Annotated in this window: 12 protein-coding genes and 2 pseudogenes; 5 read left to right on the top strand and 9 right to left on the bottom strand. The window is 67.7% G+C overall.

Annotated features, from left to right (window positions below):
• Window positions 1-281 precede the first annotated feature (281 nt).
• The gene (locus FU658_RS01770; RefSeq protein ID WP_147890522.1) at window positions 282-692 is read left to right on the top strand and encodes a hypothetical protein; all 411 of its coding nucleotides are present in this window, start codon (window positions 282-284) and stop codon (window positions 690-692) included.
• Here the strand turns inward: FU658_RS01770 and FU658_RS01765 are convergent.
• Window positions 671-2,074, bottom strand: coding sequence for a sodium/proline symporter (locus tag FU658_RS01765; RefSeq protein ID WP_147890521.1), 1,404 nt, complete (start codon window positions 2,072-2,074; stop codon window positions 671-673). The two genes, FU658_RS01770 and FU658_RS01765, sit on opposite strands and share 22 nt — an antisense overlap.
• A 24-nt stretch (window positions 2,075-2,098) precedes the next feature.
• Window positions 2,099-2,506 carry a hypothetical protein gene (locus tag FU658_RS01760; RefSeq protein WP_147890520.1) on the bottom strand — a complete coding sequence of 136 codons (408 nt, stop codon included), beginning with the start codon at window positions 2,504-2,506 and terminating at the stop codon, window positions 2,099-2,101.
• Window positions 2,507-2,666: 160 nt separating this feature from the next.
• Between FU658_RS01760 and FU658_RS01755 the strand changes: the two genes are divergently transcribed.
• The 4 genes from FU658_RS01755 (at window position 2,667) to FU658_RS01740 (ending at window position 6,737) form a co-directional block, all read left to right on the top strand.
• Window positions 2,667-3,767, top strand: coding sequence for an AI-2E family transporter (locus FU658_RS01755; RefSeq protein WP_222708334.1), 1,101 nt, complete (start codon window positions 2,667-2,669; stop codon window positions 3,765-3,767).
• 45 nt (window positions 3,768-3,812) lie between these two features.
• Window positions 3,813-4,385, top strand: a complete 573-nt coding sequence (locus FU658_RS01750) for a DNA-3-methyladenine glycosylase I (protein ID WP_147890519.1) — start codon at window positions 3,813-3,815, stop codon at window positions 4,383-4,385.
• A 76-nt stretch (window positions 4,386-4,461) separates the two neighbouring features.
• On the top strand, window positions 4,462-5,271 hold the full coding sequence (locus FU658_RS01745; RefSeq protein ID WP_147890518.1) for an undecaprenyl-diphosphate phosphatase: 810 nt from the start codon (window positions 4,462-4,464) through the stop codon (window positions 5,269-5,271).
• A gap of 86 nt (window positions 5,272-5,357) precedes the next feature.
• On the top strand, window positions 5,358-6,737 hold the full coding sequence (locus tag FU658_RS01740; RefSeq protein WP_147890517.1) for a YfcC family protein: 1,380 nt from the start codon (window positions 5,358-5,360) through the stop codon (window positions 6,735-6,737).
• A gap of 52 nt (window positions 6,738-6,789) precedes the next feature.
• Here the strand turns inward: FU658_RS01740 and FU658_RS01735 are convergent, their stop codons facing one another.
• The 7 genes and pseudogenes from FU658_RS01735 to FU658_RS01705 form a co-directional block, all read right to left on the bottom strand.
• On the bottom strand, window positions 6,790-7,227 hold the full coding sequence (locus FU658_RS01735; protein WP_147890516.1) for a hypothetical protein: 438 nt from the start codon (window positions 7,225-7,227) through the stop codon (window positions 6,790-6,792).
• A 69-nt stretch (window positions 7,228-7,296) separates the two neighbouring features.
• A complete protein-coding gene (locus FU658_RS01730; protein WP_147890515.1) occupies window positions 7,297-8,037 on the bottom strand; it encodes a proteasome-type protease in 741 nt (246 codons plus the stop codon).
• Window positions 8,038-8,075: 38 nt separating this feature from the next.
• Complete coding sequence (locus FU658_RS01725) at window positions 8,076-8,903, bottom strand: transglutaminase family protein (RefSeq protein WP_147890514.1); 828 nt, start codon at window positions 8,901-8,903, stop codon at window positions 8,076-8,078.
• Between the two features lie 2 nt (window positions 8,904-8,905).
• A complete protein-coding gene (locus FU658_RS01720) occupies window positions 8,906-9,847 on the bottom strand; it encodes an alpha-E domain-containing protein (RefSeq protein ID WP_147890513.1) in 942 nt (313 codons plus the stop codon).
• Window positions 9,847-11,042: pseudogene (locus FU658_RS01715) on the bottom strand (circularly permuted type 2 ATP-grasp protein). Before FU658_RS01715 ends, FU658_RS01720 begins: the two are co-directional and overlap by 1 nt.
• Window positions 11,043-11,345: 303 nt before the next feature.
• A pseudogene (locus FU658_RS01710) lies at window positions 11,346-13,112 on the bottom strand (ABC transporter transmembrane domain-containing protein); the annotation flags it as partial.
• Window positions 13,113-13,118: 6 nt separating this feature from the next.
• Window positions 13,119-13,739, bottom strand: coding sequence for an IMPACT family protein (locus tag FU658_RS01705; protein ID WP_147890512.1), 621 nt, complete (start codon window positions 13,737-13,739; stop codon window positions 13,119-13,121).
• Window positions 13,740-13,765 lie beyond the last annotated feature (26 nt).

The following is a 13,765-nucleotide window of genomic DNA, read 5'->3' as shown; positions in this document are numbered from 1 at the left end:
GTCGAGGCCGTCCGTTGATCCAGGACGGGCGGATGGTCGCAGCTGCCGGGACAGGTCCTTCGCGTGACGGTACGGGGTCAGGGGCATCGGTCGTGCTGCTCGGCTCGGCGCGGGAGGCGGACTTGGCACTGGCCCGTTGCGGTGGAGTCTACGTGGTGTCGTGAAGGCGCGTTTGCGCGCTGCACAATGGCTCCGGCGGCACGGGCGCCCAGTTCGCGGTAGTCTGGCAACGTACCCCTGAACCGGGGAGCCCGTCCGAGGACTGCATCATGAAAAGCCGAATGCCCCGTCTCTTCCTCATCATGCTGTCGGCCACCCTCGTCGTTGCCTGCGGGCAGCGCGAAGGGCAGGACGCAGCGCCCCCGGTGGCGTCCTCGATGACGGTGACCTCGGTGACGCCGGAGCGGGATAGCGTGCTGCGCGTCGGCGACGAAGTCGCAGTCCGCGTGGAGGTTGCCTACACCCTGGGCTCGGCTGCTGGCAACGTGGGCCTGGTCGTGCAGTCCGGCGACGGGGAAGTTCTGGCCGAGCAGGTGGGCGCGGCTGTCCGCGGCGAGCACGCGATGACGCTGCAGGCGGTCTTCCGGGTGCCCCAAACCGACGTGGTGCACCTGGTGGTGCCGCTTTCGGAGCGGGGTCGAAGCACGACGTCCGACGTTGAGATCATCAGTTACGAGGTCGATCCGCGTTGAGGGGCCACCCTGCGGGTGCCCCACCAGGCCAGCGCCAATGCGACGAAGAAGGGCAGCAGCCGTTCCACCGCATTGCCCGGTGCTTGCGGCAGGAAGCTGATCAGCACCGTCAAACCGAAGCCTGAAAGCATGGCCGCCAGCCGGTAGGGTGGGGCAACCGCACCCAGCCAGAGCGACACCAGGAGCAACGGACCAAAGGCGTTGCCCAGTGCCTGCCACGCGAACAGCACCCGACGGAAGATCGTGCTGGGGAAGTACAGGGCCAGGACCACGGCGGCGATGCCCAGCGCGATGACGACGAGGCGGTCGGTGCGCAGTGACACCTTCCCCTGCAGCAGGTCGTGGCTGACCGAGCCGGAAGCGACCAGCAGCTGACTGTCCGCGGTCGACATGATGGCCGCCAGCACGCCGCCGGTGACGATGCCGCCCACGACGGCGGGCAGCAGCGCGACGCTGGCTTGCAGCAGCACCGATTCGGCTTCGGCGAGTCCCGGCAGGAGCACCCGGCCGGACCATCCCAGGATGACCATGCCGATGTAGATCAGGACGGCCCAGCCCAGCGCGATGACGCGGCCCAGCCGGATGTCGTGCTCGGAACGCAAGGCCATGAAGCGGTTCACGACGTGGGGCTGGCCGGGGTAGCCCAGGCCGATTCCGAACAGGCCGACGACGAACACGATGGCCAGCAGCAGTCCCGGCTGGTCCACCAGCCGCAGCAGCGCGGGGTCGCCCTGCGCCACCAGTCCGCTCCACAAGCCACTGGGCCCGCCGACCGCCACCAGGGCGACGAGCGGAAGCACCAGCGCCACGAACAGCATCATCACGCCCTGCAGCGCATCGGTGACGCTGGCGGCCCAAAAGCCGCCGAGGAATACGTAGCCCACCACGACGATCGCGCCGACCACCATGGCCATCGTGGCCGGCACCGGCAAGGCCGTCGCGATGGCCGTGCCAGCGGCCTGGAACTGCGCCGCCACGTAGAAGGTGAAGCAGAACAGGATCACGAGCGCCCCGAGCATGCGGAAGCGCCGTGCCTGGGGTGCCGGCATGCCGTGGGAAAGGTGTTCGACCAGGGTCAGCGCGCCGTTCGCGTGGCTTTGCCGCAACAGCCTCGGTGCCACCAGGAACCAGTTGATCGCGAATCCCGACACCACGGCAGGCACCAGCCACAACGCCTGCAATCCCCACGCGTAGGCGGCGCCGCTCATGCCCAGCAGGGTCCACGCCGAGGAGGAACTGGCCGAAGCGCTGAGCGCGGCGACGGCGGGGCCGAGCTGGCGGCCGGCCAGATGGAAATCGGTGCTGTCGCCGACCCTGCGACGGGCCCAGAGGCCGATGGCCAGCAGCAATACGAGGTAGACCAGCAGCGTGGCGGCGATCATGTGCGCGCCCCCCTGGCCGAGCGGTCAGTGATGGCGGCGCTTCTTGCGTGCCGCTCGCGGATCCCGGCCCTTCGGCTTTCCGAAGGCCTTGCGCTTGCGCGCGGCGGCGGCGGCGGCGTACGGGTCCGCCTTGGCGTGGCGGCGCCAGTGCATGAGGTCGTGAACCGCTGCGCCGACCCAGCCGAGCAGGCCCAGCAACGCGACGAACACGCCCAGTCCGCGAGCGAACGGGAAGATGATCGCGGCGACCAGCACCAGCCCGCCTGCTCCGAAGATGGCCAGCCCGATCCTCGTCGGCGGCCAGGTGAGGAACCAGTGCCCCAGCGGGTAGATGGCGGTCACGACGCGACCGAAGCCACGGCTTGCGCCAACCAGGGCGAGCACCGACAACAGGGTGAGGGGAAAGGCGATCCAGAACGCGTCGGTATTCATGTGTTCTCCGGGTGGTCGTGCGATTCAAACACGAGCGCGCCACGCAGGGAACAGCCAAGCGCTCGATATGCCGGGTGCGTCTGCAGGAATGGCGGGTTCCGGTATCCTGCTCGCATCGTGCCGCGACCGCGGCGCGGCTTGATCGACAAGGAGTCGCGCAATGCCCATGGACCGCCTGCAGAAGGTGTTTTTCGGCGTGGCCCTTGCCGTGCTGGTGGGCTGGGTGCTGCATGTCGGCAAGCAGGTGTTCGTCCCGATCGTGTTCAGCGTGCTGATCGCCTACGTGATCGTCGGCCTGGCACGCCTGCAAAGACGCATCCCCGGAATCGGGGGGCGCTTGCCCACGGCGGCGTGCTTCACCTTGTCGATACTCGGCATCGGCCTGGTGCTGGCCGCCGGCGTCTCGCTGATTGTCACCAACGTGGGCAAGGTGGTGGAACTGGCGCCGGAGTACCAGGAATCGCTGCTGCTGCAGATCCAGCGATTGGCGGTGTTCCTCGGCATCGAAGCGGCCCCGACCTGGACGACGCTGCAGGAGGACGTGCTCTCGCAGATCAGCCTGCAGGCCCTGGTCGGCTCGACGGTGGCCTCGGTGACCGGCATCCTGGCCACGCTGCTGATCGTGCTGCTGTACGTCACGTTCCTGCTGCTGGAGCAGCGGGTGTTCTCCGACAAGGTCGACCGCCTCTCCGACGATCCCGGGAACGTGGCGCAGATCCGCCGCGTGGTGCACGACGTGAACTCACGCATCGGCACCTACCTGGCGCTCAAGACCTTCATCAACATCCTGCTGGGTGTCGTGAGCTGGGCGATCATGTCGATCATGGGGGTCGAATTCGCCGCCTTCTGGGCCGTGGTCATCGCCCTGCTCAACTACGTTCCCTACATCGGATCCTTCCTTGGCGTGCTCTTCCCGGTGGCGATGTCGCTGGTGCAGTTCGGCGACCTGGCCTCGGTCGTGGTGCTGATGGTTTCGCTGAGCGCCGCGCAGTTCCTGATCGGAAGCTTCCTCGACCCGTTCCTGATGGGGAACTCGCTCAACCTCAGTCCGTTCGTGATCCTGGCCAGCCTGGCCATATGGTCCAGCCTGTGGGGGATCCCGGGGGCGTTCCTGGCCGTGCCGATCACCGCGGTACTGCTGATCATCCTGGCCGGGTTCCCCGGCACGCGGCCGATCGCGGTGCTGCTTTCGCGAAACGGCGAGCTCGGGGCGCACGAACCGGCTTTGCCGCTTCCTGCACCGCAGGAAAAGGAAGCGTAGCGCCCGGGCCCGGGAGGGCGGGGGAAGATCACGAGGGCCGCGGGCATGACGAGTTATTGCAGGTTTGCGAGGGACCATCCGCTCCACGCCGACTACCACGACCGCGAGTACGGCTTTCCCGAGCGCGACGACCGGGCGTTGTTCGAGCGCCTGGTGCTCGAGATAAACCAGGCCGGCCTGAGCTGGGAACTGATGCTTCGCAAGCGCGGGAATTTCCGTCAAGCGTTCGACGGATTCGACCCGGAGCGCGTCGCGGCCTACGGTGAGGCCGAGCGCGAGCGGCTGCTTTCGGATGCGGGAATCATCCGCAACCGCCTCAAGATCGATGCGGTGATCCACAACGCAGGGGTCATCGTGGCGCTCTCGAGGCAGCACGGCGGATTTGCCGGCTGGATCGATCTGCACCATCCACTCGGCAGGCCCGAATGGGTCAAGCTGTTCAAACGGCACTTCCGCTTCACCGGGGGCGAGATCGTCAACGAATTCCTGATGAGCACCGGATGGCTGCCCGGTGCCCACGAGCCGGACTGTCCGGTGCATGCGGAGGTCGTCCGCCTGCAACCGCCGTGGCTGCTCGCGGCGGCGAAGCCCACGGGCGGGTCGCCCGCCACGGCATGAGCCACCGGTTTGACGCACATGCGCCCGCTGCGTTCCAATCGCGCGTCCTGAATCGACTTCCTGCCGGCCCCCCGCCTTGAGCCTGATAGAGATCTTCGTCCTTGCCGTCGTGCAGGGCCTGACCGAGTTCCTGCCGATATCAAGCGCGGCCCACCTGATCCTGGTGCCGCTGCTGACGGACTGGGACGACCAGGGCCTGACGTTCGACCTCGCGCTGCATCTGGGCAGCCTGGCTGCGGTGGTGTTCTATTTCCGGCGCGAGATACTCCTGGTGGTGCACGACTGGGGCGGCTCGCTCGTCACCCGCCGGCAGACGGAACACTCGCGCATCGGCTGGGCGGTCTTGTGGGGCACCATTCCCGTCGGCATCGCCGGCCTGCTGTTCAAGGACCTGGTCGAGACGACGATGCGCACGCCGGAGGTCGGGGCGATCGTGATCGCGTGCTCGCTGATCGGCTTCGGCCTGCTTCTGGGACTCGCCGACTGGCGTTTCCGGGGCGAGCGCACCGAGCGCGACATGCGCTGGACCGACGTGCTGGTCATCGGCGTGGCCCAGGCGCTGGCGCTCATACCCGGGACATCGCGCTCGGGGATCACGATGACCGCAGCGCTCTTCATGGGCCTGAGCCGCGAGGCAGCGGCGCGCTTCTCGTTCCTGCTCTCCATCCCGGTCATCGTGCTGGCCACCGGCCTGCAGTTGCTGGAGCTGCGCGACCCGGAAGTGCAGATCGACTGGCGCAGCCTGTGGCTGGGCAGCCTGGTGGCGGCCGTGAGCGCCTATGCCTGCATCCACTACTTCCTCGCCTTCATCAAGCGGATCGGCATGCAGCCATTCGTCGCCTATCGGGTCATCCTCGGCGCGATCCTGTTGTGGATCTTCCTGTAGGCCGGCGCCCCGCCTGAACCCGAAGGCAGGCGTGGGGAAGACCGGTTAGCATGGCCGGCGTTCACCCCAAAACAGAGTCGTCGCCCATGGCCCGAAGCTTCCGTGTCCCGCATACCCTGGTCCTGCTGTTCGGGATCATGATCCTGGCCCTGGTCTCGACCTGGGTGTTGCCGCAGGGCAGCTTCCAGACCCAGCCCAACGAGCAGGGCAGGGAGATGGTCGTCCCGGGCAGCTACGAGGTGCACGAGGAGCGGGTGTGGTTGACGCCTGTGGCGCTGTTCACGGCGGTGCCGCGGGCCCTTGCCGATGCGCAGTCGATCATCTTCTTCCTGCTCATCGTCGGTGGGGCGATCGCGGTCCTGCGTGCCACCGGCATGATCGACGGGGTGCTCGGGTGGCTGCTCAGGCGCATCGGGCACAACCCCGCGCTGCTGATCGTCTTCGGCACCGCAGCGTTCGCCGCGGGTTCGGCGACGCTCGGCGTCTCGACGGAATACATCCCGTTCGCACTGGTGCTGATCACGCTGTGCGTGGCGATGCGCCTGGACGCGATGACGGCGATGGGGGTCATGATCTGCGGCTATGGCGTGGGCTATGGCGTGGCCTGGACCAATCCCTACACGGTGCTGGTGGCGCAGGACGTGGCCGGCTTGCCGCCGACCTCGGGCATCGGGTTCCGACTGGCCTTGTTCGTGCCCTTCGTCGCCGTGGCCGTCCACCACGTGTGGCGTTACGCGCAGAAGGTGAAGAACGATCCTTCCGCCAGCCTGACGAACGACCTGGACGATCCCCGCCACCAGGCGAAGGCCGAGTATCCGGAGCTCGACGGGCGCCGCTCGGCGGTCCTGGCGATCACGATGCTGGCCCTGGTGGCGATGGTCTACGGCATTTCCCAGCGCGGTTGGTACCTCGTCGAACTGGGAGGCATCTGGCTGGCGGTGGCCCTGTTCGCGGGGGTCGTCGGCGGGCTGCGCCTGGACGATACAGCGAAGAAGTTCGCCGCCGGGGCCTCCGAGCTTGCCGTCGTGGCGTTGCTGGTGGGCTTCGCCCGCTCGATCGCGTTGATCCTGGAGGACGGGCAGGTGCTGCACACGATCGTGCATGGTGCCTCGATCCCGCTGGGCATGGTCGGCGCGGAGTTGTCCGCCGTCGGCATGCTGCTGATGCAGACGCTGATGAACTTCTTCATCCCGTCCGGCTCCGGGCAGGCGTTCGCGACGATGCCGATCATGGCGCCGCTGGCCGACGTGGTCGGCATCGAGCGTCAGGTGGCGGTGCTGGCGTTCCAGTTCGGCGACGGGTTCTCGAACATGATCCTGCCGACGAACATCGTGCTGATGGCGATCCTGGGCGTGGCGGGAATCCCGTTCGACCGGTGGTTCCGCTTCGCCTGGCCGCTGCTGGTCAAGCTGATGTTGATGGCGGCCCTCGCCCTGGTGGTCGCGGTGTGGATCGGCTACAGCTGACCCGCGCCAGGCAGGGCGGGCACGGCCCGCCCTGCCGGTTCCAGCCGACGGCTCAGCGGGCGCTGATGATGAAGCTGCCGAAGGCGACGCCAAGGTCGACGCCGCGACCCGTACCGCTCAGGGCGAGCGAGACCGGCCCCTTGGTGACCACCTGGCCCTTGGCCGAACCACCGGCGCCGGCATGGGCCTCCGCGCTCGCGTAGCCGCCCAGGAGTTCGTTGATGTTGTCCACCGGCGAGAACTCGCCGACGCCATTCTCGATCGTCGACTTGCCGAAGGACAGTCCACCGCCGCGGGCCTCGAGCGCCACGTTCATCGACTGGCCGTTGTTGCAGGTGATGGTCCCCGTGCCGGAAGACTTCTTGTAGAAAAGCGACCATCCGCTCATGTTGAATCGCATCTCGCAACGCACGTCGGCGGCGGATGCCTGCGGCACCATGCCCATGACGAGTATGGCTGCGGTGAGGGAGAGAAGTGTATTGCGCAACATGGAGACCTCCTTGCCTTGATTGACCAGCCCCGAAGATGCGCTGAAGCCCGTTAACCTTCCTTAACCGGGTTAGAAACCCCAGTCAGGCTGGGGAATTTGCCGGTGGGCCTCGCTGATGGCCTCCGACCAACGCTTGCGCAGCATGAGGAAATATTCGTCGTCCTCCGTGATGCGTCGCAGCGATGGGCCCTCGAGATGGTCCTTGCGGTACACCAGCAGGTCCATCGGCAGCCCGACGCTGAGGTTGGAGCGCAGCGTGGAATCCATCGAGATCAGCGCCAGCTTGATGCCATCGATCAGGTTGGTCTCGCTGGTCACCGCCCGGTCCAGGATCGGCTTGCCGTACTTGTGCTCGCCGATCTGGAGGAAGGGTGTGTCCCCGGTGGCCTCGATGAAGTTGCCCGCCGAATAGATCTGGAACAGCCGGACCGTGCGCCCATGGAGCTGGCCGCCCAGGAGGATCGACACGTCGAACGACAGCCCATGCTCCTGCATGGCCTTGCCGTGGGTGCGGTAGACCTGGCGCACCGCTTCGCCGACAAGCGACGCCGCCCGGAACATCGACGGCACGGTGTAGATCGTCGCGGTCTCCCCGGTCTCCGGATCCTGCACGCCTTCCTGGATCAGGTTCATGACGGCCTGCGAGACCGCGAGGCTGCCGGCGGTCATCGTTGCGATCATCCGGTCGCCCGGCGTCGAGAACACCTGCAGTTTGGCGAAGCTGGAAATGTTGTCCACGCCGGCATTGGTGCGGGTGTCGGCCAGCATGACCAGGCCGTCGTCGAGGAAAAGTCCGACGCAATAGGTCACGGGTAGTTCTCCATAATGGGGGTGCCTGAGCGACGCAACTACTGTGAATTCTGCGTCTGGCTCGTGGTCCGCGTCTGGCTGACGCTGACGGTGACTTCCAGTGTCTCGGCAATGCCGCCTTGCCGGATGCCCCGGACCGGCGCCGCATCGACGTAATCGCGGCCGATCGCGATGCGCACGTAGTGCGGGTCGGGCGAGATGCCATTGGAGGGGTCGAAGCCGACCCAGCCCAGTTCGTCGATGAAGACTTCCGCCCAGGCATGGCTGGCCGCGTCTTGGCCCTCCGCACCGGCGCACAGGTAGCCGCTGACGTAGCGGGCGGGATGGCCCATCAGTCGTGCGCACGCCGCCATCAGGTGGGCGTGGTCCTGGCATACGCCGGCGCCTTGGGCGAGCGCCTGGGCCGCGGTCGTGCCGCTGTCGGTGCGATGCGAGTGGTATTCGACGTGCGACAGGATGCGGGCCGACAGCGCGTGGAGTGCCGGCACCGGTTCATCCGGCCCCAGGTCGGCCACGAGGGCCTTGATCGCATCGTCGGGTTCGGTAAGCGGGGTGGGGCGGAGGTAGATCTCCGGAGGCAGCCACTCGCCTTCGTCCCCGTGCACGCCCTGCACGTCCCGGGTCTCGACCAGGCCCGTCACCTCGATGACCACCGTGTCGATCGGGTCGTCGAACCCGTGCGTGGCCACCAGGTTGCCGAAACCATCCATGCCGGTGGGCTGGAGGCGTTTTCCCGCCACGTCCACCTGCCACTGGCGGACGAGTTGCGAAGAGGCCGGGGTCGGCCACAGCCGGAACGCCTGGATCAGCCGCAGCGCCGGTTCGGCATAGCGGTAGGTGGTGCGGTGGTGGACATGCAGTTTCATGGTCAGAACATGTGTCCGCTTGCGACCTCGCCACCCAGCTCATCGCTGCGTTCGACGAAGTCGGTGAGGTATTCGTGCAGTCCGAGCGCGAGGATGTCCTCGATACGACCGAACTTGAGCTGCGCGTACATCGAGTTCGCCCGGCGCTTGGCTTCTGCGATGCGGCGCGGATCCTGCCCGCGGATCGCGTCGAGGTCGTAGGTGATCTCGCCGAAACAGAACGCCAGCGAGCGCGGGAACTCGCGCCGCAGGATCAGCAGTTCGGCGACATTCGCGGCATTGATGCGGCCGTGGAACAGCACCCGGTAGGCGCGTCGGGCGCCGACCACGCGCAGTACGGCCAGCCACTGGTAGTAATCCACCAGGCCGCCCACTTCCTCGGCCTTGGGCAGAAGCACGTGGTACTTCACGTCCAGCAGGCGTGCGGTGTTGTCGGCGCGCTCGAGGTACTTGCCCAGGCGGGCGAAGTGATAGCCGTCCTTGCGCAGCATCGTACCCGCCACCACCCCCTGGAACAGGCCGGTACGGGTCTTGCACCAGTCCAGGAACGTCGCCAGCGCGTCACCATGCATCGGCTTCGGGTCGAAGCCTCGAAGCTCGTGCCAGCTGCCGTTCACCGCTTCCCACACGTCGGTGGTCAATGCCGTGCGCACCGCGCGCGCGTTGCGGCGCGCGGTCTGGATGCAGCTGGTGATCGAGGAGGGATTGTCGGAGTCGAAGGCGAGCCACTCGATCACGCGCTCCGGGGTCGCGTCCTCGTAGCGCTCGAAGAAGGCATCGGCCGTGCCCGAAGCGATGATCGCGGATGCCCATTCGCTCTCGCCGGCGCCGTCCACGCGCGCCGCGCTCATGTGGCCGGCCACCTGCAGCAGGCGCGCCACGTAGTCGGCCCGCTCCATGTAGCGGGTCAACCAGTACAGGCCGTCTGCGGTCCGGGCCAGCATCACTCCTCCAGTACCCAGGTGTCTTTGGTGCCGCCACCCTGCGATGAGTTCACCACCAGCGACCCCTCGCGAAGGGCGACACGGGTCAGGCCGCCGGGCACGATGCGCACGTTCTCCCCGCTCAGGATGAACGGACGCAGGTCGACGTGGCGCGGGGCGATGCCCTGCTCGACGAACGTGGGCACGGTCGACAGTGCCAGCGTCGGCTGGGCGATGTAGTCGTGTGGCTTGGCCTTCAGGATCCGGGTGAATTCCTCGATCTCGCTGCGGCTGGACGTCGGGCCGACCAGCATGCCGTAGCCGCCTGAGCCATGGACCGCCTTCACCACCAGCTCGTCGATGTGCTCCAGCGTGTAGCGCAGGTCGTCGGGCTTCGAGCAGTCGCGAGTCGGCACGTTTTGCAGCAGCGGTTCCTCGTCCAGGTAGAAGCGGATCATTTCCGGGACGTGTATGTAGACCGCCTTGTCGTCGGCCACGCCGGCGCCGACCGCGTTGGACAGCGTGAGGTTGCCGCGCGGGTGGCGAAGTACAGGCCGGGCACGCCAAGCATGGAGTCGGGCTGGAACACCAGCGGGTCGATGTAGTCGTCGTCGATGCGCCGGTAGATCACGTCGACGCGTTCCAGGCCGCGCGTGGTGCGCATGTAGCACACGTCGTTGCGCACCATCAGGTCCGCGCCCTCGACCAGGTCGATGCCCATCTCGTCGGCCAGGAAGGCGTGTTCGTAATAGGCGGAGTTGTGCACGCCGGGCGTCAGCAGCACCACGGTCGGGTCGCCAGGGCAGTTGGGCGGCGCCACCGAGCGCAGCGTTTCGAGCAGGTCATCGGGGTAGTGGTTCACCGCAGCAATGCCCTGCTGTCGGAACAGGTCCGGGAACAGGCGCATCATCACTTCGCGGTTCTCGACCATGTAGGACACGCCCGAAGGCGTGCGGCAGTTGTCCTCGAGCACGTAATAGTCGTCCGGCCCGGTGCGCACCATGTCGATGCCCATGATGTGGCTGTAGACATGGTGGGGCAAGTCCAGGCCGGCCATCTCGGGGCGGAACTGCGGGTTGTGCAACACCAGCTTCGAGGGGATGCGCCCGGCGCGGATGATCTCGCGCTCGTGATAGACGTCGTGGATGAAGGCATTCAGGGCGCGGGCGCGCTGTTCCAGGCCCGTCGCGAGGCGTTGCCATTCCGCCTGGGCCATCACCCGGGGGATCAGGTCGAACGGGATCAGCCGCTCCGGGTCGCCGCCCTCGGTGTACACCGCGAAAGTGATGCCGATGCGGCGGAACAGGGTTTCGGCCTCGCGCCGCTTGAGTTCGAGCTGGTCGTCGGGCAGCTGGTCGAGCCAAGCCTTGACCAGTGCATAGGGAGGCCGGATCTCATCCGGCCAGCCCATCTCGTCGAAGCAGGGGCGATCGCCGTGCTTGGGGTCTTGTGACGGCATGACTCCAAACTGACGTGAATGGCTCCCCACGTCAAGCCGCGCCCTGGAATCGGCGCGGCGTCAGCGGGTGAACTGCAGGCGCGCCAGTTCCGCGTACAGGCCGCCCTGGGCCACCAGTTCGTCGTGTCGCCCCTCGGCCACGATGCGTCCCCGATCCATGACGACGATGCGGTCAGCCTTGAGCACGGTGGCCAGCCGGTGCGCGATGACCAGGCTGGTGCGATGCTCCATCAGGCGCTCCAGGGCATGCTGGATCGCCTGCTCACTCTGGGAGTCCAGCGCGCTGGTGGCTTCGTCGAGCAGCAGGATGGGGGCGTCCTTCAACACCGCGCGTGCGATCGCCAGACGCTGCTGCTGTCCGCCGGACAGGCGCACGCCGCGCTCGCCCAGGAAGGTGGCGTAGCCGTCGGGAAGCTCCGAGAGGAAGCCATCGGCCTCCGCATTTCGCGCGGCGGCATGGACGGCGTCGTCGTCGGCATCGAGCCGGCCATAGCGGATGTTCTCCATCGCGTCGGTGCCGAAGATCACCGGATCCTGCGGGACCAGTGCGATGCTCGAGCGCAGCGTCTCGGGCACCAGCTCGCGCAGGTCGACGCCATCCAAACGGATACCCCCTTCGTCGGGGTCATAGAAGCGCAGCAGCAACTGGAACACCGTGCTCTTGCCCGCACCCGAAGGTCCGACGAGGGCGATGGTCTCGCCAGGGCGGATCTCGAGGTCGAAGTCCTCCAGTGCTGGCGCGTCGGGCCGGGCCGGGTAGTGGAAGCGGACGTGGTCGAAGCGGATCGAGCCCCGGACCGGATCAGGCAGGGCGCGGCGCGCGTGGCGCAGCGATGCCCGGGGCCTCGCGCAGCAGGTCGCTGATGCGCTCCATGCCGCCGGCGGCCCGCTGCACTTCACTCCATACCTCCGTCAGTGCGCCGACCGAACCGGCTCCGATCACGGCGTAGAGGACGAACTGTCCCAGCACGCCGGCACTCATCCCCCCGGCCACGACGTCCTTGGCACCAATCCACAGCACCAGCGTGATCGCACCGAACACCAGCACGATGACCGATGCGGTCAGCACGCCTGGGTTCGGGTGCGCACCGGGCGGCCCGAAGGGCGGCGTCCACGGCGGTGCCGTAGCGCTCGGATTCGAAACCCTCGCGGGCATAACTCTGCACCGTGTGCATCGCGTTGAGCGTCTCGCCGGCGCGGGCGTTGGCATCGGCGATGCGGTCCTGGCTGTCGCGCGAGAGCGCCGCACGCGGCGGCCGAACACCACGATCGGCAGGATCACCAGGGGGATCCCGACCAGCGCCAGGCCAGCCAGCCACGGGCTGGTCACGGCCAGCATCACGCCACTGCCCAGCAGCGTGACCACGCTGCGCAGCGCGACCGATGCGCTGGACCCCACCACGCTGCGCAGCAGTTCGGTGTCCGCAGACAGCCGCGAGATGATCTCGCCGGTCCGGGTGCGCTCGTAGAAACCCAGGTCCAGGCGCATCAGGCCGGTGTAGAGCGCGCGGCGGATGTCGGCCACCACGCGCTCGCCCAGCAGGGTGACGAAGTAGAAGCGCGCCGCCGTGGCCAGGGCGAGCACCAGCGCCACGCCGAACAGGGCCGCGAAATAGCGGTCGATCGAGGCCGCGTCCTGGCCGCCGAATCCGCCGTCGATCATGAACCGCACGGCCACCGGAAGGCTGAGCGTGGCGGCCGAAGACAGGGCCAGGAAACCCAGCCAACCCGCCATCAATCCCTTGTAGGGCCGCACGAAGGGCCACAGGCCGGCCAGCGGCCTGAGCCTGGGCGTCGCGGGCGTGGCCGGCGCTTCGGCGGTCGCGTCGCTTTTCATGGGGTTCCCATTCCGTCGCCGGGCCCAGGGTGCACCGTAAGGCGGGCCTGTCCGCGGCTCGCGTCCGCCATGGCCGATTGCAGCCGGTCGAGTTCCCCTGCCGGCAGTCGCACGTGCAGCCGCAGGCCGTCGGGCAGGAAGGTCTCCTCGATCTTCCTGGCTCCGAACGGGTCGAGCAGGGCGTGGAGCGTGCCCGCGAACTCGAAGCCCGCCTCGAGCGTCGCTTCGCACCACACGACCAGCGCCCGGCGCGGTGCCAGGCGCAGGCACTCGGCCGCGGCACCGCCATAGGCGCGCGCCAGGCCGCCCGCCCCGAGCTTGATCCCCCCGAACCAGCGCGTCACCAGCACGGCGACCTGGTCGACGTCCTGGCCTTCGATCGCTGCCAGGATCGGGCGTCCGGCGGTCCCGGCAGGTTCACCGTCGTCGCTGAAGCGGTAGGACGACCCGATGCGGTAGGCCCAGCAGTTGTGGTGGGCGGAAGGGTCGGCATGCGTGGCAACGAACGCCAAGGCCGCTTCCGGGTCGGATACCGGTACCGCCCGGGCAAGATGGCGGCTGCGCTTGACCTCCAGCTCGAACAGGGCCGGTCCGTCGATGGTCTGCCAGCCGCTCATCTGGGGTCGTTCGGGGGGAGGGAGGG

Origin of the sequence: Alkalisalibacterium limincola (genome assembly GCF_008017755.1) — a bacterium.
GTDB classification, from domain to species: Bacteria; Pseudomonadota; Gammaproteobacteria; order Xanthomonadales; family Xanthomonadaceae; genus Alkalisalibacterium; species Alkalisalibacterium limincola.
Note: the sequence above shows the minus strand (reverse complement) of the source record. Positions and strands in the feature narration are given on the sequence as shown.